This window comes from Priestia sp. FW507-14D1A (genome assembly GCF_058781295.1).
On the sequence record NZ_JBYSWQ010000003.1, the window covers coordinates 135122 to 160374 of the forward strand.

Annotated in this window: 27 protein-coding genes; 11 read left to right on the forward strand and 16 right to left on the reverse strand. The window is 37.7% G+C overall.

Annotated features, from left to right (window positions below):
* Nucleotides 1-49: 49 nt before the first annotated feature.
* Nucleotides 50-607, forward strand: coding sequence for a biotin transporter BioY (locus AC3WJG_RS14235; RefSeq protein WP_028408399.1), 558 nt, complete (start codon nucleotides 50-52; stop codon nucleotides 605-607).
* Nucleotides 608-621: 14 nt separating this feature from the next.
* Nucleotides 622-1716 carry an acetyl-CoA C-acyltransferase gene (locus AC3WJG_RS14240; protein WP_337134413.1) on the forward strand — a complete coding sequence of 365 codons (1095 nt, stop codon included), beginning with the start codon at nucleotides 622-624 and terminating at the stop codon, nucleotides 1714-1716.
* Nucleotides 1717-1727: 11 nt separating this feature from the next.
* On the opposite strand, the gene AC3WJG_RS14245 is transcribed toward AC3WJG_RS14240, so the two are convergent.
* From AC3WJG_RS14245 to AC3WJG_RS14270, 6 genes are all read right to left on the reverse strand, one after another.
* Nucleotides 1728-2384: an MtnX-like HAD-IB family phosphatase gene (locus AC3WJG_RS14245; RefSeq protein ID WP_337134345.1), complete on the reverse strand. Its 657-nt coding sequence runs from the start codon at nucleotides 2382-2384 to the stop codon at nucleotides 1728-1730.
* 17 nt (nucleotides 2385-2401) lie between these two features.
* A complete protein-coding gene (locus AC3WJG_RS14250) occupies nucleotides 2402-5608 on the reverse strand; it encodes an SNF2 helicase associated domain-containing protein (protein ID WP_492588333.1) in 3207 nt (1068 codons plus the stop codon).
* Nucleotides 5609-5740: 132 nt separating this feature from the next.
* Nucleotides 5741-6958 (reverse strand): MFS transporter, encoded by a 1218-nt coding sequence (locus tag AC3WJG_RS14255; RefSeq protein WP_337134346.1) that lies wholly within the window; start codon nucleotides 6956-6958, stop codon nucleotides 5741-5743.
* Entirely contained in the window at nucleotides 6958-7497 is a 540-nt protein-coding gene (locus tag AC3WJG_RS14260; protein ID WP_098249624.1) for an NADPH-dependent FMN reductase, read from the reverse strand. Before AC3WJG_RS14260 ends, AC3WJG_RS14255 begins: the two co-directional genes overlap by 1 nt.
* A gap of 139 nt (nucleotides 7498-7636) precedes the next feature.
* Complete coding sequence (locus AC3WJG_RS14265; RefSeq protein ID WP_098578730.1) at nucleotides 7637-8275, reverse strand: response regulator; 639 nt, start codon at nucleotides 8273-8275, stop codon at nucleotides 7637-7639.
* 15 nt (nucleotides 8276-8290) lie between these two features.
* The gene (locus AC3WJG_RS14270) at nucleotides 8291-9409 is read right to left on the reverse strand and encodes a GAF domain-containing sensor histidine kinase (RefSeq protein ID WP_028408392.1); all 1119 of its coding nucleotides are present in this window, start codon (nucleotides 9407-9409) and stop codon (nucleotides 8291-8293) included.
* Nucleotides 9410-9745: 336 nt separating this feature from the next.
* Between AC3WJG_RS14270 and AC3WJG_RS14275 the strand changes: the two genes are divergently transcribed.
* Both AC3WJG_RS14275 and AC3WJG_RS14280 read left to right on the forward strand, forming a co-directional pair.
* Nucleotides 9746-10084, forward strand: coding sequence for a hypothetical protein (locus AC3WJG_RS14275; RefSeq protein ID WP_013083324.1), 339 nt, complete (start codon nucleotides 9746-9748; stop codon nucleotides 10082-10084).
* 95 nt (nucleotides 10085-10179) lie between these two features.
* On the forward strand, nucleotides 10180-10464 hold the full coding sequence (locus tag AC3WJG_RS14280; protein WP_028408390.1) for a hypothetical protein: 285 nt from the start codon (nucleotides 10180-10182) through the stop codon (nucleotides 10462-10464).
* 44 nt (nucleotides 10465-10508) lie between these two features.
* Here the strand turns inward: AC3WJG_RS14280 and AC3WJG_RS14285 are convergent, their stop codons facing one another.
* On the reverse strand, nucleotides 10509-11066 hold the full coding sequence (locus AC3WJG_RS14285; protein WP_337134347.1) for a helix-turn-helix domain-containing protein: 558 nt from the start codon (nucleotides 11064-11066) through the stop codon (nucleotides 10509-10511).
* A gap of 85 nt (nucleotides 11067-11151) precedes the next feature.
* Here AC3WJG_RS14285 and AC3WJG_RS14290 point away from each other — a divergent pair, with 85 nt between their 5' ends.
* On the forward strand, nucleotides 11152-12129 hold the full coding sequence (locus tag AC3WJG_RS14290; protein WP_337134348.1) for a DMT family transporter: 978 nt from the start codon (nucleotides 11152-11154) through the stop codon (nucleotides 12127-12129).
* A gap of 46 nt (nucleotides 12130-12175) precedes the next feature.
* On the opposite strand, the gene AC3WJG_RS14295 is transcribed toward AC3WJG_RS14290, so the two are convergent.
* Entirely contained in the window at nucleotides 12176-12964 is a 789-nt protein-coding gene (locus AC3WJG_RS14295) for a DUF4240 domain-containing protein (protein ID WP_337134349.1), read from the reverse strand.
* 296 nt (nucleotides 12965-13260) lie between these two features.
* Between AC3WJG_RS14295 and AC3WJG_RS14300 the strand changes: the two genes are divergently transcribed.
* Entirely contained in the window at nucleotides 13261-13689 is a 429-nt protein-coding gene (locus AC3WJG_RS14300) for a GNAT family N-acetyltransferase (protein ID WP_028408386.1), read from the forward strand.
* Nucleotides 13690-13755: 66 nt separating this feature from the next.
* Here AC3WJG_RS14300 and ilvD read toward each other — a convergent pair whose 3' ends face one another.
* On the reverse strand, nucleotides 13756-15432 hold the full coding sequence (gene ilvD, locus AC3WJG_RS14305) for a dihydroxy-acid dehydratase (RefSeq protein ID WP_028408385.1): 1677 nt from the start codon (nucleotides 15430-15432) through the stop codon (nucleotides 13756-13758).
* A 225-nt stretch (nucleotides 15433-15657) separates the two neighbouring features.
* Between ilvD and AC3WJG_RS14310 the strand changes: the two genes are divergently transcribed.
* Nucleotides 15658-16602 carry an alpha/beta hydrolase gene (locus tag AC3WJG_RS14310; protein ID WP_098249622.1) on the forward strand — a complete coding sequence of 315 codons (945 nt, stop codon included), beginning with the start codon at nucleotides 15658-15660 and terminating at the stop codon, nucleotides 16600-16602.
* 18 nt (nucleotides 16603-16620) lie between these two features.
* Here the strand turns inward: AC3WJG_RS14310 and AC3WJG_RS14315 are convergent, their stop codons facing one another.
* From AC3WJG_RS14315 to AC3WJG_RS14340, 6 genes are all read right to left on the reverse strand, one after another.
* Entirely contained in the window at nucleotides 16621-17547 is a 927-nt protein-coding gene (locus tag AC3WJG_RS14315; RefSeq protein ID WP_098249621.1) for a manganese-dependent inorganic pyrophosphatase, read from the reverse strand.
* Between the two features lie 411 nt (nucleotides 17548-17958).
* On the reverse strand, nucleotides 17959-18219 hold the full coding sequence (locus AC3WJG_RS14320) for a hypothetical protein (RefSeq protein WP_492588336.1): 261 nt from the start codon (nucleotides 18217-18219) through the stop codon (nucleotides 17959-17961).
* Nucleotides 18220-18386: 167 nt separating this feature from the next.
* Nucleotides 18387-18614, reverse strand: a complete 228-nt coding sequence (locus AC3WJG_RS14325) for a hypothetical protein (protein WP_098249620.1) — start codon at nucleotides 18612-18614, stop codon at nucleotides 18387-18389.
* 224 nt (nucleotides 18615-18838) lie between these two features.
* Complete coding sequence (locus AC3WJG_RS14330; protein WP_028408381.1) at nucleotides 18839-19912, reverse strand: branched-chain amino acid aminotransferase; 1074 nt, start codon at nucleotides 19910-19912, stop codon at nucleotides 18839-18841.
* 219 nt (nucleotides 19913-20131) lie between these two features.
* Nucleotides 20132-20617, reverse strand: a complete 486-nt coding sequence (locus tag AC3WJG_RS14335) for a hypothetical protein (protein WP_102812786.1) — start codon at nucleotides 20615-20617, stop codon at nucleotides 20132-20134.
* Nucleotides 20618-20637: 20 nt separating this feature from the next.
* Nucleotides 20638-21225 carry a lysophospholipid acyltransferase family protein gene (locus tag AC3WJG_RS14340; RefSeq protein ID WP_337134350.1) on the reverse strand — a complete coding sequence of 196 codons (588 nt, stop codon included), beginning with the start codon at nucleotides 21223-21225 and terminating at the stop codon, nucleotides 20638-20640.
* Between the two features lie 267 nt (nucleotides 21226-21492).
* Here AC3WJG_RS14340 and AC3WJG_RS14345 point away from each other — a divergent pair, with 267 nt between their 5' ends.
* The 3 genes from AC3WJG_RS14345 to uraH are packed head-to-tail and all read left to right on the forward strand — an operon-like array spanning nucleotide 21493 to nucleotide 23708.
* Nucleotides 21493-22815, forward strand: coding sequence for a nucleobase:cation symporter-2 family protein (locus tag AC3WJG_RS14345; RefSeq protein ID WP_492588338.1), 1323 nt, complete (start codon nucleotides 21493-21495; stop codon nucleotides 22813-22815).
* Nucleotides 22816-22827: 12 nt separating this feature from the next.
* Nucleotides 22828-23355: a 2-oxo-4-hydroxy-4-carboxy-5-ureidoimidazoline decarboxylase gene (gene uraD, locus AC3WJG_RS14350; protein ID WP_098249616.1), complete on the forward strand. Its 528-nt coding sequence runs from the start codon at nucleotides 22828-22830 to the stop codon at nucleotides 23353-23355.
* Nucleotides 23352-23708 (forward strand): hydroxyisourate hydrolase, encoded by a 357-nt coding sequence (gene uraH / locus AC3WJG_RS14355; RefSeq protein ID WP_028408377.1) that lies wholly within the window; start codon nucleotides 23352-23354, stop codon nucleotides 23706-23708. The genes uraD and uraH overlap by 4 nt, the downstream gene beginning before the upstream one ends.
* 36 nt (nucleotides 23709-23744) lie before the next feature.
* On the opposite strand, the gene AC3WJG_RS14360 is transcribed toward uraH, so the two are convergent.
* On the reverse strand, nucleotides 23745-24245 hold the full coding sequence (locus AC3WJG_RS14360; RefSeq protein WP_028408376.1) for a GNAT family N-acetyltransferase: 501 nt from the start codon (nucleotides 24243-24245) through the stop codon (nucleotides 23745-23747).
* Between the two features lie 415 nt (nucleotides 24246-24660).
* Between AC3WJG_RS14360 and AC3WJG_RS14365 the strand changes: the two genes are divergently transcribed.
* The gene (locus AC3WJG_RS14365) at nucleotides 24661-25155 is read left to right on the forward strand and encodes a hypothetical protein (protein ID WP_098331754.1); all 495 of its coding nucleotides are present in this window, start codon (nucleotides 24661-24663) and stop codon (nucleotides 25153-25155) included.
* The last annotated feature ends 98 nt before the right edge of the window (nucleotides 25156-25253 follow it).

The following is a 25253-nucleotide window of genomic DNA, read 5'->3' on the forward strand; positions in this document are numbered from 1 at the left end:
TTTATAAGATACGATAGTCATGTTTTATCATACATAGCGGAGGTTTACGATGAAAACAAAAGATATGACGTACGTTGCATTATTCACGGCTATAATGGGAGCTCTAGGACTCGTCCCTCCTATTTTTTTATCTTTTACACCCGTTCCAATTACTCTTCAGCCTATGGGTGTTATGCTATCGGGAGGAATTCTTGGAGCTAGGTTAGGAGCTTTAAGTCAATTTCTTTTTTTATGTTTGCTAGCAGCTGGCGTTCCTTTACTTGCTGGAGGACGCGGAGGAATCGGGGTATTTTTGAGTCCGAGTGCTGGGTATATCATTGGCTATGTGTTTGCAGCTTTCTTTATTGGCTGGACGCTGTCACGATTAAAAAATGTAACGGTTGCAAAAGCATTTGCCGTAAATGTGTTATTTGGGATTGGGTTGGTATATGCATGCGGCATTCCTGTACAGGCACTACAGCTTCACATTCCATTTCTAAAATCTCTTCAGCTAAGCTTCGTTTACCTTCCAGGTGACTGTATAAAAGCAGTGGTCGCGGCTTATCTAATTACAAAAGTTCGAAAAGCAGTAGCGGTACCTGGCCGTTCTAACACGGCTTCTATGTAAGGAAGTGATGACTTATCTATCAAGCAGCAATTGTAAAAGCGAAGCGTACGGTCATTGGAAAAGAAAACGGTCTACTGAAAGATTTTCATGTTCAAGAGCTAACGGCTCCTTTATTAAAACATCTTAGCGCTGGAATTGAACATGAAATTGATGACGTTATTTTAGGGAATGTTGTAGGTCCAGGAGGAAACGTAGCTAGGCTGTCCGCTTTAGAAGCAGACCTCTCTTTTTCTATCCCGGGAATGACCATTGATCGTCAGTGCGGAGCTGGCTTAGAGGCCATTCGAATGGCCAGCTATTTGATAAAAGCAGGCGCTGGAACGTGTTATTTAGCTGGAGGCGTTGAAAGTACAAGTACTTCTCCTTTTAAAAAAAGAGCACGTTTTTCTCCTGATAAAATTGGTGACCCTGACATGGGGATCGCAGCAGAAAACGTAGCTCAGCGATGCAGTATATCTAAAGATCAACAGGACAGATATGCTCTTTTAAGTCATGAAAGAAGCTGGGAGGCTTTTGAAAAAAGGTTGTTTGAAGAAGAAACGCTTCCTCTTCCAAACGTGATGCACGATGAAGCATTTATGAAAAAACGAAACCTAACAAAGCTGCTGCAAAAAGCCAGCCCCGTCTTTTTAAAAAAAGAAGGCACCGTCACTGCAGCCAACAGCTGTGGAATTAACGACGGAGCCTGCATTGCGCTTGTGATGGAAGAGCAAAAAGCACGCGCTTTAGGCTTTCAGCCCGTTTTACGTTTTATTGACGCTGATATTTCAGGAGTGTCACCTCTTTACCCTGCTATTGCACCCATTTCTGCGATTAAAAATATCTTGAACCGAAATTCTCTTACGGTAGATGATATTGACTTATTTGAAATCAATGAAGCATTTGCTGTTAAAGTTGTCGCTTGCATGCAAGAACTGGGAATATCAGAAGAGAAAGTGAATATTCGCGGAGGAGCATTGACCCTAGGACACCCTTACGGAGCATCGGGAGCTATTTTAGCTACGCGTCTTTTTTATGAAAGCAAGCGCCGTGACGTGCGATATGTCATAGCGGCTTTAGGAAGCGGAGGCGGAATAGGAACAGCGGTATTATTTGAAGTAATCAAATAATACCGCTGTTTTTATCTTTTTCTTATCACTTTGTGTTGTATTAAATATTGCTCAATATCTTCAAATGTCTCGACTGGAACAAATGAAACGTTTTGTTCGCGCAGTAAATCTTGCAAAGAATCTTTTGCAAATGTGACGTCTGCATATTTTGCCGGATGCGAATCCGGCTCGCTGTCTCCAGCAAAATAAATCGTTTCGTAGGATTCCTTTAGTTCTTGAATAACAGCCGATTTATCAATGCCGTAGCGTTCTGAATGCCATTTGTGAGCAGGGTCTAAACGCAAGTGAACGTTGTTTTGATGGAAATATCCTTCATTTGAATAAACTTCCACTTTTTCAACACCGTATTTATCTAAAATCGGTTTAATATAGTACGTTGTTCCAGCGCTTAAAATATAAAAATCCCCGCCGTTTTTCTGAACAGCTTTAATAAAAGCGGGCACGTATTCATCAATTGGAATATTCGCTACTTCTTCTAAAATTTTCGGTTCTTCTTGGTGAATGGATTGAAAAACAGTAGATAAAAAATCAATATCTTTCATTTCTCCTGCTTTCCATCGGTGGAAAAGGTCTTCACCTTCTGGAAAATACTTTTCAATCACAATCCAGTAAAAATCTTTTTTTGAAATTGTTCCATCAAAATCTGATACAAACGCCCATTTTTTCATTCCACACACACCCTTTGCTACATACTAAGCAGTTCTCGAAGTTCTTCTTCTGTCAAACTAGAAAGCATTGTTTCTCCCGGCTGAATAACCTGTTCGATGAGTTCTTTTTTCTTTTGCTGCAAGCCGTAAATTTTTTCTTCGATGGTTCCTTGAGAAATAAGTTTGATGACCTGCACCACATTTTTTTGTCCAATGCGGTGTGCACGGCCTGCCGCTTGTTCTTCAATCGCTGGGTTCCACCATAAGTCATATAAAATAACCGTATCGGCTCCCGTTAAATTTAAGCCTGTGCCTCCGGCTTTTAATGAAATTAAGAAAATGTCTTGTTCTCCATTATTAAACCGATCCGCCATTTCCACTCGTTCTTTTGATGGCGTTTGACCGTCTAAATAAAAGTATGAGAGATTTTCTTTTTGGAGCTCTTCTCGAATAATGTGAAGCATGCTTGTAAACTGAGAGAAGATTAACAAACGTTTTCCATTGGCAACCGCATTTCTTGTAATTTCAAGCAGCTGCTCTAATTTGCTTGAATCCCCTTCATAATTTTCAACGAATAAAGACGGATGACAGCAAATCTGGCGAAGTCTTGTTAATCCTGCCAAGATCTTCATTCGGTTTTTATTAAAATCTTCACCGGCTAAAGATGATTTTAACTGTTCTAAATACCCTACATATAATTCTTTTTGTTCTTTAGTCAGCTCAGATAAATGAGTTGTTTCAATTTTATCAGGCAGTTCTTTTAACACATCCTTTTTTACTCGTCGCAGTAAAAATGGTCTTACAATTCGACTGACCTGCTCCGATGACATGTTTTTAAACTGGCGAAGCCCTGGAAATAAGCCAGGAAGAATAGTCTGAAAAATTGACCAAAGCTCATCAAGTGAGTTTTCAATAGGTGTACCGCTCAGCGCAAAACGTTTTTTAGCTGAAATAGTCCTAACAGCTACTGCTGTTTTCGTTGTATGATTTTTAATACTTTGAGCCTCATCTAGAATTAAAGCATGAAAATGCAGATGCTGATACAAATCGATATCTTGACGCAGCGTTGGGTAAGATGTAATCCATACGTCAGCTGTGCGTTTTAGCTTCTCCTCACGCTCGCTCGGCGTTCCTGTAATGGTTTGAACCGTTAAATTCGGTGCAAATTTCTCCAATTCGTTGCGCCAGTTATAAATCAAGGAAGCCGGCACAACAATTAAAAAAGCACTGCTGTCTTCATCAAGCTCTTTTTCAGATAAGATATAGGCAATGCTTTGAAGCGTTTTTCCAAGCCCCATATCATCAGCCAGCACGCCTCCTAAAGAGTAGTGAGCCAGAGATTTAAACCACTTAAACCCATTGTACTGATAATCACGCAGTGATGCCTGCAAGGATTCCGGTACTTCCCAATCCATTTCCTCTGGAGATTTAAGCTGTGTAAGTAATCTTTTAAATGCTGAGCCGAACTTAGCCGCTGATTTATCACCCGCACTCATAATCTCTTCTACTTGCATTCCTCTGTATAAAGGTACTTGCAATGAGTTATCCTTTAAGTCTTTCTCGGTTACGTTTAGCTCACGAAACAGATTTTGAATATGCTCAAAGCCTTCGTTTTCAAGAGGAATAAACGCACCGTTATCTAGACGATGATAGCTTTTCTTTTCTAAAACAGATTTTAAAACATCTTGAACGGTCTGATGATTAATGTCTCCTAAATCAAAATTAATTTCTAATAATCCATTGCTGTTTTTGATATCAACCGTTGTTACTGGCGCAGAAAAATCCGTATAAGCATAATCTTTCATCTCATCCGTAATATACACATCCGCTATTTCATCAAGCTTTGGAACAATATGAAACAAAAATTCATATAAAGATGATTCATCTTGATTTAAATACAGCTGGTTTTTATAAATGTTTAAAGGAGCTGTTTCAATTAAATCCATCACGCGGTCTTCTTTTTCTAAATCGCGTATTAAGATTTTATCGTACTTTTCAGGTTGAGATAAAAATGGATTAATTGAAATCTCTCCGTAGTGGTACCGAAGCGTCACAAACAGCTGTTCATCTTCCCCGTCAATAAATACTTTTGCTTTTAGTTCAGGCGCAATAATCTGGTGGGATACTTCTTTTGCGATATCCACTTTTCCCACTTTTTTTAGTCCTGGAACGACGTGTGATAAAAAATTGCCCATCTGCTCTTCTGCTATAGGTACGACTGGCTTCAAAGGCGCCGTTTTTCGAAGCCCTTCAAGAAGCATACGCTGATCTTGAGATAGCTCATAAAACGTCCCGTTTAAAAATAGCCACCCGTATCGATCAAAAAACGAAGCTTGATGAAGCTCCGTAAAGTCTAGTTCAAATCCAGCTGCCGGGTGCTTATTTAACTGAAACGAAAAAGGAGCTGAGCTTTCAGCAAAGATAATATTTTCATATGAGTACTCTTCATGAATAAATGTAAAGTTCCGATCTTTGAGCAATTGAAATAACTCTTTGGCTATGATGGAGGGAATGATTAGTTCTCTGTTATTTGCAGACGAACGATACATAGAATAAGAATTTTTATAAAATGATTCATTTGTCATAATATCCATCAGCAGCTCAATGATTTTTCTATCTTCTTCTATAAAAAAATGTTCCGCCGGGTCATATTCGAAGCGCTTGGTAAATTCGTGAGTTTGGAATTCTTTAACGTCTGTTAAAAATTCTTGAATGTTTTTTACTACATACGTCCGGTCGACGCCCACTTTCATTTCAAGCGCTACGTACATTCCTTCTGAACGTAAAAATTCTTCTGAGTAAGACTTGCAAATAAATTCTACTTTCAACGGATCTTTATCGGCATATTTTCTGTGGTCGCTTATGGTTTGCTGATAGCTTGAAAATAAGTCGATAAAGTGATTTACATTCTCGTATTCTTTGCTTTGGCGAAAAGGCTTCGTTTTAATTGGCTGCGGCTTTGCTCGCTCATCGCAAATGGTTAATAAAACAGCTACTTCGTGTTTGCATTCTGAAAACTCGTGATAAGCAGGACAATCGCAGAATGAATAAAAAGAATTTCCTTTTTGTTCAAACATTACCGTATACATTTCCGCACCTCGAACGGATGCTGTCCACGTAGTGGTCTGTTCATTGTATTCCAAATCAAGCACACGTCCCTGCTTGTAATACGTGTGCCCTCTATAGTACGTTCTGCTTGAGTACGAATCTTTTAATTGTTCTTTGTTTAATGTTTTATTTATCATCGCTTCACAATCTTCCAATCGCATAACAGTCAATGCTGTTTCTGTTTAATTTCTATTCAGAACAAATAATGTTCAACGTCATAAACGTTGAACATTATTTGTCAATTCCTCTATTATAACATGCAATAGACATTATAAAACACTCTTAAGCAATGCAGACTGTTTTCGATGTTTTCTTTTGTAAAGTATCCAGCCCGCTCCAGCCGATGATAATAAAAGCAGGCTAAGTCCTAAAAAAGCCAGTCCTATCCGATCGTTAGCCGTAACGTACGTAAAGAAGAAAATCAGTAAAATTCGAATACCTAACGTGATAAAGCGAAAAAAGCTGTCGACTCTTCCCACGATGATATTCGGTATTTTCTGCATCATAAACGTATTTCGAGCTACTCTTGTACCTGCATTTGCAAAAGCAAGAAGAAACACAATAGAAAAATAAACCGGCAGAAGCTTCATAAAGAAGATGATAGATATTCCGAATGTAAAAAGGCTTATATTAAGCATAATCGCTAGCTCTGTGCCTGTTCTTTTCATAATAGATACGATAAATATCCCTGCTGTTAACGCCCCGAAACCATATACAGCACTTTCAATCCCATATGCTGCTGGACTTGCGTTTAATTCTTGAGTCAGATAAATAGGAAATAAATAGTTCGTCATCATCACAGCGATGAAAGGCATAAAAGAAAGCAGTAAAAAAATAGAGACCGAGCGATTTTCTTTTATAAATGTTAAACCTTCTTTCATAGCAGTGTGTTTCTTGTCGCTTCGTTCACTGCTTTGTTTATATGGAATACTCAACAGACAAAGGAATGCAGCTATATACGTAGCTGCATCTATTGTTAAAATCCATTGAAGCGACCAACGAGTAATGACTAAACTGGCCACAGCGCCTGCAAGCATACTCGATAGCTGACCTTGTATTTCCATGATACTGTTTAATGATTGAAACGCATCTTTTGAAAAAACTTCTTGATTTAAAGCGAAAATCGTTGGATAAAAAAACGTGTAGTAAAGGTTTCCGGTTCCGTACAAAATGACGTAGTGAATCGTTGAATAGTCTGTAACAAAACCGACGATTACAAATAACATGACCGTGATAAAACCTATCAATTCTATGGTTAACAGCAGTTTCTTTCGTGACATTCGATCAATAAGAACGCCGATATACGGGGTAGCAACAAAGCTAATCACCGTCATAATCAGCATAATCGCGCCAAATAGTCTATTTCCATCTGGAGATGCAACTAACAGTAAAGGAATGGCAAGCATCGTAATACCGGAGCCGATAGAGGATAAAACATTAGCAGCTACTACGGCTTGAAAGTGCCCATCTTTATAGAGCGCCTTCATCAAACATTTTGCTTAGCTTCTAAAATTTGCTTAGACACTTGTGTATACAAAGTCAGCTCATTAACTAATTCATGAATTCCGTCAGCTGCATTTTTTCGTAAAGTCCCTTTTTCCACGATGTCTGCAGGGTCTAATACAAGCTGCTTAGATAGAACATTCGCGTACAAAGCGCGTGTAACGGTTCTAAGGTTATTTAAAGCGTTAATGCCTCCTTTTCCTCCTCCTGATACTGCTAAAAGTGCTACGGGCTTATGCGCAAAATACGCACTGTTTAAGAAGTCCAACGCGTTTTTTAATGCTCCGCTCATAGCTCCGTGGTACTCGGGTGTCGCAAGTAAAATACCATCTGCTTTTTCTATTTTTTCAATCAGCTCTTGTACTTCTTCTGTTTCATACTGATGAGGTACACCTGTGAATATAGGAAGTGATAATTGGCTTAAATCTAAAAAAGAACTTTGATAACTGTTGTGAAGCTCTCTCGTCACTTGTGTTGTTCGACCTGTTTCTCTAGGACTTCCATTGATAATAAGTATGTTCATGCTTATCTACTCCTCTGTCGTTTGGTTATATGTATAGTATAGGAATGATTGAACTTTTTTTCGTCATGCTATTGATAGAAAGAAAGCTACCAATATAGACGGAGAAGCACAGAGAAAAACCTACAACTAAAGTCGTAGGTTAGGAAAAGCCGTGCTGCACAGCATATAGAGCAGCTTGCGTGCGGTCTTGAACACCGAGCTTTGATAAAATATTAGATACATGTGTTTTTACTGTTTTTTCTGTAATATGTAAGGACGCACCGATTTCTTTGTTGCTTTTACCTTTTGCAATTTCTTTTAATACGTCTTTTTCTCGTTTCGTTAAGTGCTCAATAAAATTGACTTTCTTTTCGCTGCTTTTGGTTAACCGTGTTAGCAAGTGTGAGGTGACTTTTGGATGAAGCTGATTTTCTCCGTTCATTAGCTTTTGAATAGCGGCTACAAGTTCATCTGGGTCACTTTCTTTTAGCTGATAGCCTGAAGCTCCAGCTTCTAGTGCCGGTATCACATGGTCTTGATCCGAAAAGCTTGTTAAAATCATAACTTGTATATGCGGTGCTTGTTTTTTTAATTCTTTTGTTGCTTCGATTCCGTCGAGAACCGGCATCGATAAATCCATTAAAACAATATGGGGATCTAGGGATGTCGCTAACTTTAAAGCTTCCTCTCCGTTAGAAGCTTCTCCTACAATTTCTAAGTCTGGCTGTGTCTGTAAGAAAAAGACAAGTCCTTTTCGGACAACGTGGTGATCATCTGCGATTAGAATCTTTATTTTCATATGCGCTCCTTTCTGTTATGAAAGAGGAATAGATACTTCCACAACCGTTCCGTTTCCTATGCTGCTTGTAACAGATAGATTGCCATTTAATCTGTTTATTCGCTCCTGCATGGTTTTTAACCCAAGCGTCGGCAATTCTGCTGAAGCGCTATATATAAATCCATTGCCGCTATCTTGAATTTTCATGATTACTTGTTCTTTGCTTATATTTACGTTTAAATGTACCTCTGCCGTACCCGCATGCTTTCGGCAATTATTAAAAGCTTCTTGCCCGACTCTCCACAGTGTTTCTTCAATCACAGCAGGCAAAACAGACACTCCTTTAATTTGTTCTTTTACGTTAAGCCCTAGCATTTGACCATAGCTTTTTAACGCACTGACAATGCCGTTTTCTAACCCTTGAGGACGAAGCTGCCAAATTAATGCTTTCATTTCTACTTGAGCATGCTGAGCGGTTTCTTGGATTAAGGAAAAAGTCTCTTTTAACTGCACATCTGTTGCTAAGCTGCTTCCGGCTTTGGCTGTGACATTAATCGAAAATAACAGCTGATTAACAGAATCGTGAAGATCTTTGGCCAGTCTGTTTCTTTCTTCAATAAGTTTTACTTCCTGCTGAGATTGAGTCAGCTTAATCCGCTTGATAGCCGTGCCAATTTGAAGAGCGACAGATCCTAATAAATCAAGCTCTCGCTGTTCAAAATGAATTTTATGAGGGGCAGCTACATTTAATAATCCAAAGCGCTCATCCCCTGCTTGTAAAGGAACCGTTGCGTGATGAGTAATGTCGTGTGTATCTCCCCACTCATGAATGACGGAATCTTCAAGTCTCTTGCACTCCATAATATTAGACGCTTTTTGAAGCCGGCCATCCATATACCGATCAACACACCAGCAGCTTCCGTTACACATAGGCTGAGCGGTTTTATTTAATAAAGCCGGCGGCAAATGCTGAGCGGCAATCATCTCATGTTTTCCATTTTCGTCAATAAAAAAGATCCAGCCTGTTTGTAAATCTGTTATTTGCAGCAATTTTAAAAGAGCATCGTGAAGCATTGTATGTAAATTAGTGCCTTCATTTAAAATCTCGGCAATGTCTTTTAAAATCTTAAGCTCTGAAATATGATCTTTTTCCATAGCCTCTCTCCTATATGATGTATTTTCCATTTTTTATTTTATCACAATTACAGACGATTCCGGCTCATAGGACGTTATTTTTAGGGTGTTTCCGCTTAGGTATGTAAGAGTTTTTGACATCAATAATAAAAATTTCAAAAAGTATGTCAGGTAGTTTAACAATTAGCTAGAGTCTTTACGTAAAACGAACTATACTACAGATAATTCACGTAAGAAAAGAAAAAACGGAAGGAAATGAGAAGAAAAAAATATTAAAATTAATACATTGAAAACGCTTCCAAATATGAAGGCATAGTGCTATTATATAATTATTAACAGAATAGGGATGTGAGAAAGATGAATAAATTATTTTTAGAAGAGTTACGATACATTATCTTGTGTGAAGTGCCTATGACAAAGTACCGAGTAGAGCAGCTGCAAGACAAATTTGATCAAAGCCCATACTTAATTAATGAACTTTATCAACTCCTATTCGAAAAGCGTCACATTTTAGCTTTTGTTGATGATATTGAATCATCCCTGTATGACTATATTGTGAATAAAGAAATGATGGATGCTAAAACGTATTATGGAGCTATTACACATGTAGCAAATCTTTTCAGCGAAACGCCTACATATATAAAATGCAAAATAAAAAAATATAGAGAGTCTTCGATTTCAAGTATCAGTGCCTAAAAGTTGCGCACAGCTGATTCAAATAAAAAGCAAAAAAGAAATCCTAGCACAAGGGTTTCTTTTTTGTACCACTAACATATAGGGAGGAAAATAAGATGAAGACATTTTTTATCACGAATCGCTATTCGTTTCTTGAAACGCAAGTAAATGAATACATGCAATCTTTACTGGTGAAAACGCCTGAACAAGTTATTTTATATTTCGAAAGACAAATTCGAAAGTATAAAGTATATTTACAGAAAAAACATCATTATCCAGAGTGTATGGTTCAATCTATCCACCGTTTAATTGAAGAATATTCATTAAGTATCATTAAAGTAAAAAAATATATTAGCTACCAAAACAAGCTGATGAATAAACAGCTATTAGAGCCGCAGTAAAACGAATCATTTTTTATGGTTCGTTTTACTGCGGCTCTGCCGTTTTATTCCTCATATTTTAGCAGTAAATACAGAACAGCGGGACGATCTTCAAGATTTTTGTATGAGTGTACATGACTTCCTTCAAATTTTATAGAGTCAAATTGTTTTAGTTCGTATAGCTCTTCTTCTATTTTCATTTCAATTCTGCCTTCCATTACCGTTGCTACTTCAATTAATCCTTTATGATGAGGTTCAGGACAGTATGTAGCAAGAGGTGAAAGAAATGCTCGGTACATTTCAATCGTCGAATCCATTTGATTTTGAAACATAAACTCAATTTTCCAAGCTTCATCTGGTCCTTTGAGAGAAAACCCCTCTCCGCACTTAGATAGAGATACTGAGGATTCTACTGACACTAATTTGGTTAAAGGAATATTTAAACCTGTGGTTATTTTCCACATCACCCCTAAAGTAGGATTGGTCTCTCCTCTTTCAATTTTTCCTAATGTGAGTTTGCTGACTCCTGTCTTTTCAGCCAGTTCATCCAGCGTCAAATGATTTTGCACCCTGATTTTTCGTAATTCACTGCCTACTTTTTTAATCATCTCTTCTGTATGCATTTCTTCCTTCCTTTCTTATGTATATTATGATAAACTTTTTTAGGTGATTAACATATTATAATATATTTAATAAGGAGGGTAAACAATGAAAGCAATAATATGGGGACTATTATCTTCCATGTTCTTTTCCGCTACGTTTATTGTCAACCGAGCAATGAATGTATCTGGAACGAGTTGGGCATGGACGGCATCCCTCCGCTTTTTATTCGCTATTCCTATTTTACTCATTTTAGTGCTGATGCAAAAGAAATTTACGCCTCTGTGGAAGGAAATGAAAAAACATCCGTGGGCTTGGCTTGGCTGGGGTACACTTGCAGGAGTAGGCTTTTATTCTCTCTTAAGTTTTTCCTCACTTTTCGGACCATCATGGCTAGTGGCGGGAACGTGGCAAGTGACCATTCTAGCAGGAGCTCTTCTTTCTCCGTTGTTTTTTATAAAAGTTCAAATTGCAGAAGGATATAAAAAAGTAAGAGGGAAAATTCCGCTAAAAACGCTTAGTGTTTCAGCGTTTATTTTAGTAGGCGTGATTCTTATGCAGGTAAAAGAAGCAGAAAATATTACGGCTATGCAGTTTATTCTAGGGTTTCTACCTGTTGTTGTCGCTGCATTTTTATATCCGCTTGGAAACCGAAAAATGATGGAAATATGCAGCGGAAAGCTCGATACGTTCCAACGTGTATTGGGAATGGCGTTAGGAAGCATTCCGCTAAGCATTATTTATGCAATATACGGCTTCTTTGCTACAGGTATTCCGAGTGCTCCTCAATTTTCTCAAGCCTTCATCTTGGCAATGAGTTCAGGTGTAATTGCTACGATGACGTTCTTTTACGCAACAGACTTGGCAAAAGAAAATTTAGGTTTGCTTGGAGCGGTCGAAGCAACTCAATCGGGCAGCATGATTTTTACCGTTCTTGGCGAAGTGTTTTTATTAAATGGCCGTATGCCAACAGGGATCGCGTTAGCTGGTATGACGATAATTGTAATCGGAATGATCATAAATAGTATGTTAAACAAAAAAACAAAACTATCTCAGACCGCGTCGTCACCCACTCTATCAAAATAAGAAAAGAAGAGATGAAAGTCTGTAAACAGATTTTCATCTCTTCTTTTTAGTATTCGAGGTGATTGTTCCAATAGCGACTCCAAAGCATAGGGAATCGCATCTGTAAACTGTCCTCATCATCTTCATCCCAATCAAGATCCAAATCTTGCTCATCGTACCACATTGGGTCAAACTGGTCATATTTATCATAATAATAGTCGTTATCTAAACCTGTCTTTTCTTCGTAAGCTTCGCACGCTACAGCAAGTAATTCTTCTAATTGAGGAGCATAGCCTTCTGCTTCTAGTGGTTGAAGAACAGAAATCATCGTCTCAGGAGATTCAATTGCTTTATAATATATGTCTTTTCCTTGATATAAAAGCCAGGCTCTAAAATAATCAAAACAATCATCTGAACAACCGCCCATTACAATATAAGCTGCTGCCCACAAGGAAGAATTATAGGATTGATCAAAATGCTGATTTAATAGCTGATCAAAGCGGAAAATGTCTTTTTCAGAACGCTTTGCTAGCGTTGAGCGGAGCCATTCCATTTGCTCGTCGACATCTAATTTTGTCTTCGCCTTTTTTATCAGTTCCCAAAAGAGAGCCTCTGACATCGTACTGTTTTTCATTACTTGCATTGAACAAGTTAAAGGCTTATATCCTTTCTTCAATTTTGCACGAATCAGCTTTTCAGATTCCGCTTCACAAGCTTCTGCGGAAGCAAACTCTTTCACTTGCATGCGACCGGCTGTATCAACTTTTCCAAAGTGAATGATTAACTTGCTGTCTCTTCTTTCAACTTTCCAAAATTTATTCGATTGCTCATCTTTATACACTAAGGTTATTTGCATGATACATTCCCCTTTTTCATCCTACTACTATTGTGAATATTTCTCTTTTTACAAGTTATGTAGAGCCATGGCGCTTCATAATCCCTTTTCTTTGCTTTTTTAACATGTTTCAGTTGATTTTACTATTGCTCAGGTTGTTTAAACAGTGAGCAATGACTACAAATTTGTGTAATATGTTCATTAGTTGTTTTTTTGTTGCATTTACAACATTTTGTTTTTCCTTTATACTCTTTTATATCAGATATCTTTATTATACAAAAAAGAATCATAAATTCGCAGCAAAGGAAGGATTTTCGATGAAAATTAAGCAAGTCACAACAAAAGAGCAGCTTGAAGAAGTATTTCATATACGTAAAACAGTCTTTGTTGAAGAACAAGGCGTGCCATTAAAAGATGAATTTGATGAACATGAGCAAACGGCAAAACATATGTTGATTTACTATAACAATGAACCGGCAGCTTCTGGTAGATTCCGCATAGTAGACGATTACGCCAAAATAGAGCGGATATGCGTATTAAAGGAATTTAGAAAATACGGGCTCGGAAAAGAAGTGGTGGCCAGCTTAGAAGAAGCAGCGAAAAAAGAAGGATTAACTCAAGCTAAGCTTCACGGTCAAGTTCAGGCTGAACCTTTTTACCATAAATTAGGATATAAGACTGTTTCAGATGTCTTTATGGAAGACGGTATCCCACACGTTATCATGAAAAAAGAATTTTCGTGTTAAAAATGCTTCTTTGCACAGTTACTTTAGTAAAGAAAAAGGCTCTCTGCTGAGAGCCTTTTTTTGCTATTAGATTTTCATAATTCCGCCCGTGCTTGCAGAAGTTACAAGTTTAGAATATCTTGCAAGATAGCCTTTTTTCACTTTTGGCTCAAAGCCTTTCCAGTTTGCTTTTCGTTCTGCCCAAACATCTGGAGAAACTTGAACATTCATCGAACGATCTTCAATGTCAATCACGATGTGATCGCCGTCTTCGACAAATGCTAGCGGTCCGCCTTCAGCAGCTTCTGGAGACGCGTGGCCGATTGATAATCCACGTGAAGCGCCAGAGAAGCGTCCGTCTGTTAATAGTGCTACTTTTGCACCTAGTCCCATTCCCATAATTTGAGAAGTTGGAGCTAGCATTTCAGGCATTCCCGGTCCGCCTTTTGGTCCTTCATAACGAATGACTACGACATGTCCTTCTTTTACTTTTCCGTTCGCAATACCGTGCAGCGCCTCATCTTGAGACTCAAATACAATTGCTGGTCCTTCGTGGCGAGTAATGCCGTCTTGAACACCGCCTGTTTTAATGATTGCGCCGTCTGGAGCTAAGTTACCAAACAATACAGCAAGTCCGCCTTTTTCAGTGAACGGCTTATCGATTGGATGGATAACGTTATAGTCTTTTACATCGCATCCGGCAATGTTTTCACCTAGCGTTTTTCCAGTAACTGTCATCGTATCTAAATGAAGAGCCCCTTCTTTTTTAGATAGCTCGTTTAAAGCGGCTGATACGCCTCCTGCTTCGTGTAAGTCTTCAATAAATACATCAGAAGCCGGAGCCAGTTTTGCCAAGTGAGGCACGCGTTCTGCTACTTCATTAATACGCTCTAATGGGTACTCAATTTCAGCTTCATTCGCAAGAGCTAGCGTATGAAGAACTGTATTTGTAGAACCGCCTAACGCCATGTCCAAAGCAAACGCGTTGTCGATTGCTTTTTCTGTTACGATATCACGTGGTTTTAAATCTAATTTAATTAATTCCATAAGCTGTTTAGCTGATTTCTTAACGAATTCTCTACGTTCAGGAGCAACTGCTAAGATTGTACCATTTCCAGGTAAAGCAAGTCCTAACGCTTCAGCTAAGCAGTTCATTGAGTTCGCTGTAAACATCCCTGAACAAGATCCGCATGTCGGACAGCCGAATTGTTCTAATTCAAGTAATCCTTTATCATCAAGTTTACCAGCTTGATGAGCTCCTACGCCTTCAAATACTGAAGAAAGAGAAATCTTACGACCGTCGCTCGTTACGCCAGCCTTCATTGGTCCGCCGCTAACAAAAACTGTCGGAATATTCAGACGTAATGAAGCCATTAACATCCCAGGCGTGATTTTATCACAGTTTGGAATACATACCATTCCATCAAACCAGTGAGCAGATACTACCGTTTCAACTGAGTCAGCAATGATTTCACGACTTGGTAATGAATAGCGCATACCGATATGTCCCATCGCAATACCGTCATCTACCCCGATAGTGTTCATTTCAAAAGGTACGCCACCAGCTTCGCGAATCGCATCTTTTACGATTTTACCAAACTCTTGTAAGTGAACATGACCTGGTACAATATCAATATATGAATTGACAACCGCAATAAACGGTTTGCCGAAATCCTCTTCTTTTACACCAGCTGCACGCAGTAGGCTGCGGTGCGGTGCTCTGTCGAATCCTTTTTTGATCATGTTACTTCTTAATTCTGCCACAATAATTCCCTCCGTATTCATCTAACCTATTAAAAATTGAATCTCTTTAAATTGTTTAATAATTTTTAATATAAATACTAATTTAACAAATCACACAAAGGTTTGTAAAGGTTTATGACAAAATAATCATTTTTTATTTCAAAATAGTAAAATCACCTGTATAAATTAGTATAATATATACATATATCCCTTATTTTACAGGAAAGCAGAAGGTGGATGCTGAGCATGAAACAATCCTTTTACTACAGAGGTCATCAGGAAAAAGAAATATTTGCACAAAAATGGGATCTTGAAAACAATTCTGCAAAAGGCGTTGTCCAAATAGCCCATGGGATGGCCGAACATATTGGGCGCTACGAATACTTTGCTAATGTATTAACTCAACATGGCTACATCGTATATGGGAATGACCACCGCGGTCACGGTCAAACAGCTTTAAAAGATGAAGAAAAGCGTTTTTTTGCTGAAGAAAATGGTTTTGACACCGTAGTTTACGACATGATTGCTCTGACTAAGCACATTTCAACGGAACACTCCGGCTTACCAATCTTTCTTTTCGGTCACAGCATGGGCTCTTTTCTAACGAGAAGATATATTCAATTGAATACAGAGCACATTCATGGTGTGATGCTCTCAGGTACTGGCAGCATTCCTTCCCTTTCACTGAAGGGCGGCATATTAGCTGCGATAATAGAGAAAAAAAGAAAAGGATTACGATCTGCTAGTCCATTGCTTGATAAACTTTCTTTTGGACAGTATAACAAATCCTTTCATCCTGCTCGAACACCTTTTGATTGGTTAAGTCAAGATAATGAGGCTGTAGATTTATATGTAAATGACCCTTACTGCGGAGGAGTTTTCACAGCGGGATTTTTCTATGACTTATTAACAGGAATCAAACAAATCTCTAACTTAGCTAATATAAAGCTAGTACCATCAAACCTGCCTGTTTATTTAATATCTGGAGAACATGATCCAGTAGGCAGCTATACAAAAGGGGTACTCAAAGTGTATAACGACTTTAAAAAAGCCGGATTGCAGGACGTAAGCTACCGCTTTTTTACACAGTGCCGTCATGAGTTGCTTAATGAATTAATTAAAGATGAAGTGATAGAAGATATACTAAATTGGCTTGACGTGCATATGGACAAAAAAACGGTTCGTGTCTAAACACGAACCGTTTTTTTATTAAGCAAATACAGATGTTAATACAGGAACTACCTGCTTTTTACGTGATACAACGCCTTCTAAGACAGCTGTATTGTTTTCAAGCGTTACGTTGTATGCTTCTTCTACTTTTGAAGCAGCAGAACCTAGTGCTAATGCAGTAGAGTTGCTGTTTAAAATATCTGTAACAACTAAAAGGAATAATTGTAATCCTTTTTCTTCGATTGTTTTAGTAATAGCTTCTTCCAATTCAACTTTGCGCACTAAAACATCGTTTACATCAATTGCATTCACTTGTGCAATTTCTACTTTACTTGTACCCATGCTGAATTCTTTAGCATCTAATGAAATTAATTGTGAAGCTGTTTTATCGCCTAAGTCAGCTCCAGCTTTCAGCATTGCTAATCCGTACTCTTCTGCATCTACACCTGCAATTTCCGCTAATTCTTTAGCAGCTGCAACGTCTTGGTCTGTGCAAGTTGGTGATTTGAATAATAAAGAATCAGAAATGATAGCTGATAGCATAAGACCTGCGATGTTAGGTTCAATTTCTATGCCGTTTTCTTTATACATCTTGTTTAAGATCGTTGCCGTACATCCAACTGGCTCTGCACGATAGTATAAAGGATCTGCTGTTTCAAAGTTAGCAATACGGTGATGATCAATTACTTCAAGCACACGAACTTGATCAATATCGTTTGCACTTTGCTGACGTTCGTTGTGGTCCACCAAAATAACTTCATTTGTTTCTTTAGATACTTCATCAACGAAACGTGGTAGTTCAGCGTTGAACTTTTCAAGAGCAAATTGCGTTTCACCGTTAATATCGCCTAATCGAATTGGTTCAGCGTCTACACCTAATTTATTCTTTAAATCAGCGTATGCAATTGCAGAACAGATTGTATCTGTGTCAGGATTTTTATGCCCAAAAATTAACGTCTTTGCCATCTTAAATCTCTCTCCTTCTTACGTATGTAAATAGCATTCTTGCGTAAAGTTAGTTAATTCGTTCACGCAACATTGCCATTTTAACATAAACTTTTACATTATTTTAATTTTTTTGCGAAAAATGATGTTCATCCGCAGATATTTTGCCATTTTGTATCTTTTTCATAGTAAAAACACCTCTATTTCCGATATAAATAGAGGGTTTTATACGCTCATTATATAAAAGTTAGCGATAAAACACAACCCGTCTCTTCATCACTTGATAGCTAACTTAAACGCAGTATCTTGCCACTTTTGATAAAGAAAAAGTAAGGAAGCAGTGACTATTATTAAAGAGAAAATGTATTATTTTGTCCTTGTTTATATAAGATAACCTAAAAAAGCCCCCTTGTTAAAGGGCGCTTTTTTAGGTTATCGTCGCAGTGTAAAGTTGAAATGTTCATTTACTTTAGCTCCTAGCTCTTCAAGAAACTGCTGAGCAGTCATTTCCTCTACGCTTTGAGTATACCAAGCAAGCTGAGATTTTTTATGAACATTGTTGTAATATACATCTCTTGACCAATATGTTTTTGATCGGTATGTATAATTAAAGTGAATGAATAGTTCACTCCCGTCTGGACACTGCAACAATACGCGGTAATGTGGATTACGACGATTTTTATCTAAACTCATTTTTTTGATCTGCGCTAACATTATTCACCTCTAAAGCCATTACTTAATCATTTAAAGGTAAATGCCACACCACGCTATGTCCTAGCTCTGCCATCAACTAGAAAATCATATAAATCATATATTTTCTAAAATTCTACACGATATAGGACAAAAGAGGAAGAGATAATTTATTGGTGGACGTGTAAAGTTTCATATAAATCTTTTAGCTGCTCAGGGTATTGAGACCTTACGTAATAACCCGTAGGACGGTGCTCGATTAAATGAGAAGTAAATAAATAACCGATGAGCACGTGCATTTGTTCATCTGAGGTTTCTTGGTTTAATTCTCTTTCGAGTCGTTCAGCTAAGTGTGAAGCCAGCTGTTTAATTTTTTCATCGTGTGATAAAAAAAGCATTTTGTTCTCCCCCTTATAACGAATAAGTAATGCTATGAATTTCAATAAAGACAAAGTATTGCTTATATAAGGATAATTATATTTTATTTTACAATAAAAGTATATAAATAGTTCTAAATATTCAAAAAATAACTTGTTTCTTTTGAACTATTCGGCAACAAACAAAAAAAGAAGCGGGAGCTGTCCCGCTTCTTTTACGTAAAAAGATATTCGATTACCGAAATTTATTCTACTTCCACTGCCCAGCCGAATGGATCTTCCACTGTACCATTTTGAATACCTGTTAGAGTGTCATACAGTTTTTGTGATACTTCTCCCGTGTTTCCATCGTTAATGACCATTTTCTCGTTATTCCAAAATAGTTCGCCAATTGGAGAAATAACTGCAGCTGTACCTGTTCCAAATGCCTCTTCTAGTTTGCCTTCGGAATAAGCTTGCTTAATTTCTTCCATAGAAATACGGCGCTCAGTTACAGGCATATCCCAGTGTTTTAGCAGCTCAATGATAGATTTACGCGTAATTCCTTCCAAAATGCTTCCGTTCACAGATGGCGTTACTACTTCTCCATCGATTTTGAAGAAAATATTCATGCTTCCTACTTCTTCAATGTACTTGCGTTCAACTCCGTCTAACCACAGTACTTGTGAATAGCCTTTTGAGTCAGAAAGCTGCTGAGCTTTTAAGCTTGAAGCATAGTTTCCGCCTGTTTTAGCCGTTCCTGTCCCTCCGGCTACAGCACGAACAAATTCACTTTCAACCGCAATTTTTACAGGAGCAATCCCTTCTTTGTAATATGAACCAACTGGAGAAAGAATAATGATAAATTGATAGCGGTCAGATGGCGCTACTCCTAAGTAAGGCTCTGTTGCGATGACAAACGGGCGAATGTATAGTGATGTCCCTTCAGCAGTAGGAATCCATTCGCGGTCAATTTTAATCAGCTGCTTTAACGCTTCTAGCGCTAAGTCTTCATCAACATGAGGAATACAAAGACGATCGTTTGATTTATTTAAACGTTTGAAGTTCTCATCTGGTCTAAATAATAATACTTGCTCTTTTTTTGTTACATATGCTTTTAGTCCTTCAAAAACAGACTGCCCGTAATGAAAGATCATGGATGCCGGATCTAATGTGATAGGTTGATAAGGTACAATACGAGCATCGTGCCATCCTTGGCCTTCTGTATAATCCATAATGAACATATGGTCCGTGAAGATTTTCCCGAATTGCAATTGATCAGATTGCGGCTTTTCTTTTTTTGTTTGACTTAGTGTTACATCGATTGAATAAGTTGTCATAGTTGTTTCTCCTTGCTCTTTATATTTACGGGTTTTTCGCTTAAACCTCTATATAAGTTACATTGTACAACTTTAGGGAAGCGTGTCACAATAGTTAGAGACGAAAAATTCTAAAAATTTTATAAAAATTATAAAGAAATAGCACCTAATCGAATTAAGTGCTGAATTGAAAAGGTTTTCTTTCTAAAAAAACTATTTCTACATTTTATTTACAATTATTTATAAACCAATTTTCACTCGAAGCTTTTCATCTTGTATTGAAAATTGTTTAATTTTCCCTACTGGAATGACCTTTATTTTGTCAATTTCATTGAGATTGATATGAATTTGTTTTTCTTCATACGTAGTAACAGGCGGCTTATGAAAAATTCGATAGTTGATCCAATTTTGATTAAGAGGTTTCATTTCATGGATTTTGAATGAAAGCGTACGTTCTTTTGCCTCAAGAGGTTCTAGCACAATGGAAAATGGAATTCTCACCAGAAATTTTTTAATAATTCCATTCACGTGAATATAGGAGTCTTGAAATGAAATAGAAAATTGCTGAATTTGATCTTGCTTTGTCATTTGCTTTTGAAAAATTCGCATGAGCATAGAAGCGGATATAGGAACGGTTACCCCACTTTCAGCCATCTTTTCTTTCATTTTTGCCTGCACATCATCACTAATTACATCGTTTAGCTTTCTCTGTACCCAATCCTTCATGGTGCACCTCCGCTATGAAGTTATCTTGCTGTTTCCTCTAACGCACGAATTGAAGCTGTTAAATGGTTTGACACGTCCTCAAGGCGATCCTTTGTCAGTTTATCTTCCCCAAGGTAGATAGGTTTTCCAAAGGAGATAACAATAGGAACCTTCGAAAATAGTTCTTTTACATTTGCAGGTCCTTTGTACACTGCGGGTACAATAGGAACCTTTGCCATGCTCGCTATAGTGACTGCCCCTCTTTTCAGAGGAACGTCTTCCTCTGTTCGCGTGCCGCTAGGGAAAATCCCGACGATATGTCCTTCTTTTGCTAATTTAATAGGTATTTTAATGCTGCTGGGTCCCGGGTTGTTACGATCTACTGGGAATGCGTTGAGTTTTTTTAATACATTACTAGTGAGTATATGATTAAAAAGCTCCTTTTTTGCCATAAAATGAATTTGGTGAGGCAAAACAGCCGCACCAAGCGCTACAACGTCTACCCATCCCTTATGCGAACAAGCGATCACAAAACCCGTGTCTGTTGGTAAATGCTCTTTATTCCTTATGTAAAGCTTACCTCTTCTTTTTAATAAAAATTTACATACGTGAGCCGCAAGATTATACATACACATTTCCTCTTCTCTCTATTATTTGAAAATATATACAAAATTATATCACTTACTATTAAGAGTTGGTACTAAAACTAATGTAACATCTTTTTACACAATATCTTCACTGTTGCTCTCTATATTGTATAAAATTAGATATTATCCATTCTGTTTTTAGTCAATTTAACTAATGACATCCCTTAAAAAACATTTTACTATTAATGTATCATTTAAAATGTAATATTTATTAACATTACATGTGATATAATTAAAGGAGGTTTTTAGGTGGATAACCAAAATCGACCGTTTCGACTAGCTTCATCGGGATTACAGCACGTACTTGCTATGTATGCGGGTGCCATTCTCGTTCCGCTGATGGTGGGACGCGCCTTAAACCTGAATGCACATGACTTAGCCTATCTCGTAGCTATTGATTTACTAACATGCGGACTAGCTACGCTGCTGCAGGCATGGACGAACAGGTGGTTTGGGATTGGTCTTCCTGTTGTACTCGGAAGCTCATTTGTAGCGGTGACTCCTATGATTGCAATTGGAACTCAGTATGGAATTAGCGCTGTTTACGGAGCGATTATTGCCGGTGGTATTTTCATCGTCCTGGCAGCAAGTTTTTTAGGCAAAATTATTAAATTTTTCCCTCCCGTTGTCACCGGAACAGTTGTGACGATGATTGGTTTATCGCTTGTACCATCCGCTGTCCGAAATATGGCAGGAGGAGTGGGAAGCAAAGATTTTGGTTCTCTTTCTAATCTTCTTCTTTCTTTTGGTGTTGTAGCGCTTATTTTAATTTTAAATCGATTTTTCAGCGGTTTTCTTCGTTCTCTTTCTGTGTTGATTGGAATTGTAGCCGGAACAATAGCCGCTGTATTGATGGGAAAAGTTGATTTTACTAATTTTAATGAAGCTTCTTGGCTGCACGTTCCCGCTCCTTTTTATTTTGGGATGCCCACTTTTGAAATCGGCCCTATTTTAACAATGATTCTCGTATGCTTGGTCATTATTATTGAGTCTACAGGCGTATTTTTAGCGTTAGGAAAGCTGTGTGATCGGGAATTAACGGAAAAGGATTTTACAAAAGGCTACCGTGCAGAAGGAATTGCCATTGTCCTTGGAGGGCTATTTAACGCTTTCCCTTACAATACATTCGCTCAGAATGTAGGACTGGTTCAATTATCGAAAGTAAAAACAAAAAATGTAGTGGTAGTAGCCGGCTTCATTCTCGTATTACTGGGGATTGTTCCGAAAATAGCTGCTTTTATCACCATTATTCCCACCCCTGTTTTAGGAGCAGCAATGGTTGTGTTGTTTGGTTTAGTTATTTCATCAGGCATCAAAATGCTAAGTGCTGTTGATTTGTCCAAACAAGAAAATTTGCTGATTATCGCATGCTCTGTTTCACTCGGCCTTGGCGTAACGGTAGTGCCTGATTTATTCACTCAGCTCCCAAGTGCTTTGCGCGTGATTGTAAGTGATGGGGTTATTACGGGAAGTTTAGCTGCCATTTTATTAAATCTCTTTTTTAACGCATCAATTGAACGAAAAGTACCTTCTGTCTCTTTAGAGAAGACAGATTATTCAGAAATAAAATAAAGGTGGTGTAGTATGAATAACGTATCTGTGCAGTATGTAAATCAGCTTAGCAAGCAGTATTTTGTCTCACTAGTTGGTGATATATTTGAACATTCACCTTGGGTTGCGGAAGAGGCTTATTCTAAAGGCCCTTTCTCTTCCGTTGAACAACTTCATGCCATGATGAAAGAAATTGTAGCGCAAGCGTCTGTAGAAAAACAGCTGAAGCTGCTGCAAGCTCACCCAAATCTAGGTGAAAATATTGCCATGACATCTGCTTCTACTGAAGAACAAACCAAAGCAGGCTTACAAAACTTAACGCAAGATGAGTATGAACAGTTTTCTTCTCTTAATGGAACGTATATGGAGAAGTTTCCGTTTCCTTTTATTTTAGCAGTACGAGGTAAACAAAAAGAAGATATCTACGAGGCAATGCAAAGTCGTTTACTAAATACCGAGCAAACGGAGTTTGATACAGCATTAGAAGAAGTATATAAAATTGCTTTCTTTCGCTTAACTGATAAAATCACCGAAGATAAGGAGGCAAAGAAACGAGCATGACTAAAATCACAACGCATATTTTAGATCTTACCCACGGATGTCCGGCTGCTTTTGTCAAAGTTGATTTTTATCATATTCAGTCGGAAAGTAAACGAATAAAAATTTCACACGGTACTACAAATGAAGACGGGAGGTTAGTAACTCCGCTCTTCTCTTCTGAAGAGTTTGAATCAGGAGATTACGAACTTCTGTTTCATATTGGGGAATATTATAAAAAACAAGAGGTCCAAACAACAAATCCGCCCTTTTTAAATCAAGTTTCTGTTCGAGTCGGATTGTCTTCTGAACAAGAACATTATCACGTCCCTTTGCTTGTGTCACCGTGGGGATACCAAATTTATAGAGGAAGTTAAAAAAAAGAAACGGCGTCTTTAAACGTCGTTTCTTTTTTAGTTCAGCAATTTAGACATATAGTACTCATCAATGAACAAACCGCCAATTCGCAGTGAATGTTTTTTTGTTCCTTCAATTTCGAATCCTACTTTGTCATATAAAGAAAGAGCCTTTTCATGCTGTATAGCGACTGTAAGTTCAAGACGATGAATATGGTGTTCTCTCGCCCATTCTTCAAGTGCACCGATTAAAGCCGTCCCAATCCCTTTATTTTGAAACGTCTTTCGAATGCCTAATGTCAAAGAAGCGATGTGAGCGTTTCGGTTAGCTTCACCCCCTGTTGCAGCTATATATCCCACAAGCATCTCGCTTTCTTCTGCGACAATAATCGTAGAGTTTGGCTGCTGCTTAAAGATTTCGATGTTTTTCTCCTGTTGATCTGTACTCAGCTTTCGCTCTCCGCTTTCAAACAGCATAAACTTACTTTCTTCTTCAATCTGTTTAAGCAAATCTACAAAGTTTGCAGCATCATGTAATTCTAGTTCTCTAATTTCCATGCTGATCCCCCTTTTCCTGTGTCCCTTTTGTTTGTATATGTATTGGTTCACCTTTATAAAATATAGCTTTACAGTTTCTTACGAAAAATACGACTTTTTAAGAAGTGGAGGTAGAACAAAAAACCTACTAATCTCCTTTTTTTGAAATGCTTTTTTCCTTTGTATAATTTTAAATCACTTATCAACTTCTGTAAATTCTTTAGATTTCCTCTTTTAATTTCCATTTATCTTCCTTTTCTATAGGTTTGATTTTGATCTAAGGAGACCTTTTATAGAAAACGCATGACTATTATCCTGTTTTTTGTGAAGAAAGAAAGCAATAAATGTAATTTCACTTGTAATCGTTTAGAATAGAAAAAGTGGAAATTTTATGTGCCTATCCTCCTTAATTATTGGTCTGTGAAAGGAAATTATTATGAAAGTACAACCCGCAAAATGTGGTGTATATGTCTTAAGCGGTCTAGGAGCTGTTATAGTGTTCTTCTTACTTTTACTTAAGAATAGTGCTTTCTTTCTAGAGGAAGAATACGATCAAAACAAACCTGAAGCTGCGCTTGCGGTCAACGAACATACCTATCACCTTCACAAAGGTTCTATTAACTGGTCAAACGGCCGTTCAACAACAAAAAAAGAAATAAATGTATATGATTTATATACATACATATCGCAGCAAAAAAGTATCCCATTGCAGCAGCAACAATCAGTTAAGCTCCATTTTTCGAACTTAGACGGTGCTTATATTCGTAGTGTGAGTGTGCATATATGGAGAGATAACGGTGAAAAAACCAAGCTGTTTGTCAAAAATAATGAATTTAAGGTTCCTAAAAATCAAGGTTTGTACGTTGTTGATATTGCGATTAACTCTACAAGAGGAACAATGCAATATGCGGCAAATGTGCAAATACAGTAAGTTTTATATATATTTACGTTTGGTCGAGAAAATCGGATAAGAAAACTCTTGTTGCAAGCAGGAAACGATGTGTGGAATAAAAAAGAAGTATTAAAAAC

Coding starts and splice junctions, on each gene's coding strand:
- AC3WJG_RS14365 (WP_098331754.1), top strand. CDS start 24,661: ATGAAAGTACAACCCGCAAAATGTGGTGTATATGTCTTAAGCGGTCTA.
- AC3WJG_RS14250 (WP_492588333.1), bottom strand. CDS start 5,608: ATGATAAATAAAACATTAAACAAAGAACAATTAAAAGATTCGTACTCA.
- AC3WJG_RS14275 (WP_013083324.1), top strand. CDS start 9,746: ATGAATAAATTATTTTTAGAAGAGTTACGATACATTATCTTGTGTGAA.
- AC3WJG_RS14290 (WP_337134348.1), top strand. CDS start 11,152: ATGAAAGCAATAATATGGGGACTATTATCTTCCATGTTCTTTTCCGCT.
- uraH (WP_028408377.1), top strand. CDS start 23,352: ATGACTAAAATCACAACGCATATTTTAGATCTTACCCACGGATGTCCG.
- uraD (WP_098249616.1), top strand. CDS start 22,828: ATGAATAACGTATCTGTGCAGTATGTAAATCAGCTTAGCAAGCAGTAT.
- AC3WJG_RS14315 (WP_098249621.1), bottom strand. CDS start 17,547: ATGGCAAAGACGTTAATTTTTGGGCATAAAAATCCTGACACAGATACA.
- AC3WJG_RS14330 (WP_028408381.1), bottom strand. CDS start 19,912: ATGACAACTTATTCAATCGATGTAACACTAAGTCAAACAAAAAAAGAA.
- AC3WJG_RS14245 (WP_337134345.1), bottom strand. CDS start 2,384: ATGAAAAAATGGGCGTTTGTATCAGATTTTGATGGAACAATTTCAAAA.
- AC3WJG_RS14265 (WP_098578730.1), bottom strand. CDS start 8,275: ATGAAAATAAAGATTCTAATCGCAGATGATCACCACGTTGTCCGAAAA.
- AC3WJG_RS14310 (WP_098249622.1), top strand. CDS start 15,658: ATGAAACAATCCTTTTACTACAGAGGTCATCAGGAAAAAGAAATATTT.
- AC3WJG_RS14325 (WP_098249620.1), bottom strand. CDS start 18,614: ATGCTTTTTTTATCACACGATGAAAAAATTAAACAGCTGGCTTCACAC.
- AC3WJG_RS14285 (WP_337134347.1), bottom strand. CDS start 11,066: ATGCATACAGAAGAGATGATTAAAAAAGTAGGCAGTGAATTACGAAAA.
- AC3WJG_RS14280 (WP_028408390.1), top strand. CDS start 10,180: ATGAAGACATTTTTTATCACGAATCGCTATTCGTTTCTTGAAACGCAA.
- AC3WJG_RS14235 (WP_028408399.1), top strand. CDS start 50: ATGAAAACAAAAGATATGACGTACGTTGCATTATTCACGGCTATAATG.
- AC3WJG_RS14295 (WP_337134349.1), bottom strand. CDS start 12,964: ATGCAAATAACCTTAGTGTATAAAGATGAGCAATCGAATAAATTTTGG.
- AC3WJG_RS14260 (WP_098249624.1), bottom strand. CDS start 7,497: ATGAACATACTTATTATCAATGGAAGTCCTAGAGAAACAGGTCGAACA.
- AC3WJG_RS14300 (WP_028408386.1), top strand. CDS start 13,261: ATGAAAATTAAGCAAGTCACAACAAAAGAGCAGCTTGAAGAAGTATTT.
- AC3WJG_RS14340 (WP_337134350.1), bottom strand. CDS start 21,225: ATGTATAATCTTGCGGCTCACGTATGTAAATTTTTATTAAAAAGAAGA.
- AC3WJG_RS14335 (WP_102812786.1), bottom strand. CDS start 20,617: ATGAAGGATTGGGTACAGAGAAAGCTAAACGATGTAATTAGTGATGAT.
- AC3WJG_RS14360 (WP_028408376.1), bottom strand. CDS start 24,245: ATGGAAATTAGAGAACTAGAATTACATGATGCTGCAAACTTTGTAGAT.
- AC3WJG_RS14320 (WP_492588336.1), bottom strand. CDS start 18,219: ATGAGTTTAGATAAAAATCGTCGTAATCCACATTACCGCGTATTGTTG.
- AC3WJG_RS14255 (WP_337134346.1), bottom strand. CDS start 6,958: ATGAAGGCGCTCTATAAAGATGGGCACTTTCAAGCCGTAGTAGCTGCT.
- AC3WJG_RS14270 (WP_028408392.1), bottom strand. CDS start 9,409: ATGGAAAAAGATCATATTTCAGAGCTTAAGATTTTAAAAGACATTGCC.